We start from the raw sequence: 1338 nt of genomic DNA, 5'->3' as shown, positions 1-1338 counted from the left end.
GCAGACGTTGCTCCTATGTCAAGCGGCTACCGGTTGAGCTGGCTGCGGATGGGTTTGGCGGTCGGTGTGTAGGCGTTGGAATACGGTGCGGGCGAGGTGTCGTTTGAGGCAGCGCAGTGCTGCTTTTTTGGTCTTGCCCTGCATGAGCTTGTGTCGGTAGTAGGTCTGGCCGGGCCCGGGACGGCGGATCTGGGTGATAGCGATGCGGTGCAGTGCGGCGTTGAGTTGGCGGTTGCCGCTGCGTGATAAGCGCACCCGACCGGTGTTGTCACCAGACCAGACCGGGATCGGTGACACCCCGGCATGGCGGGCGAATGCGGCTTCGCTGGTGAACCGGTCAACGCCGGCGGTTTCGCCCACGATCTTGGCTGCGGTCAGCGCTGCGCAGCCAAACAGCTCCAGCAGCGTGGGAGCAACTTCGCCGATCTGGGTGTCGATCCGTTTTTCCAGTGCGTTGATGGCCTGGGTGAGTCGGCAGATATCGGCGAGTTCGTCGCGGGCCAGCTCGGCCACCACACCCCTCAGCCCCGCTAGCCACTGGTGCAAAGCTGTCTGGTGCTTGGCCCGATCCAGAGCACCGGGATCGCGCTCGGGGGCGAGTTCATGGATCCGCCACCGCAATGAGTTGATCGTCGCAGTGCGTTGCGCCACCAGGGTTTCCCGCCGGTCGACCAGCAACTTGAGTTCACGCGAGCTGTCATCATGAGACGCGATCGGCAGGTCAGGCTCACGCAACACCGCGCGTGCCACCGCCGTCGCGTCGATCGGATCGGACTTGCCCCGGGTGCGCGCCGACGCCCGGGTTTGGGCCATCAACTTCGTCGGCACCCGCACCACCTTCTGCCCCGCGGTCAACAAGGCACGCTCCAGGCGCGCTGACATATTGCGGCAGTCCTCGATACCCCAGATGAGCTCGGTCCCAAACCGCTCCCGCGCCCACATCACCGCCTCCAAATGCCCCGCGTCGGTGGCCTTAACGACCTTCTCTGCGAGTTTGCGGCCGACCTCATCGACCGCGACAAACGTGTGAGTGTGCTTGTGTACATCGGCCCCAACGACAACCATGGTGGCTGCCTCCTTCACATGTAGAGGTGAACAGAGGTTGGGCCGGTCGGCGGACATAGCTCAGTCGGGGGCGGTGCCACGCTCCTATCAGGTCACGCCGGCCGGTCCTTCACACCCGGCGCCGACAAAACGTCTGATCGCCAACCCGAAGGCGGCACGCACGCTCAGAGTCAGACACCAGGTGATCCGGACCCAACACCAGCGCTGCGGCAATGTCGCGCAGACACACCGCAACCCGGCACCCCCAACACTGACACTGAACGCACGCTCGCG

Annotated in this window: 1 protein-coding gene; it reads right to left on the bottom strand. The window is 64.6% G+C overall.

The genetic code is table 11. The annotated features are described in order from the left end of the window. Positions 1-18: 18 nt before the first annotated feature. Complete coding sequence (locus ACRCUN_RS34120) at positions 19-1083, bottom strand: IS110 family RNA-guided transposase (RefSeq protein WP_462146020.1); 1065 nt, start codon at positions 1081-1083, stop codon at positions 19-21. Positions 1084-1338: the final 255 nt, after the last annotated feature.

Source organism: Mycobacterium venezuelense (assembly GCF_054919535.1).
Note: the sequence above shows the minus strand (reverse complement) of the source record. Positions and strands in the feature narration are given on the sequence as shown.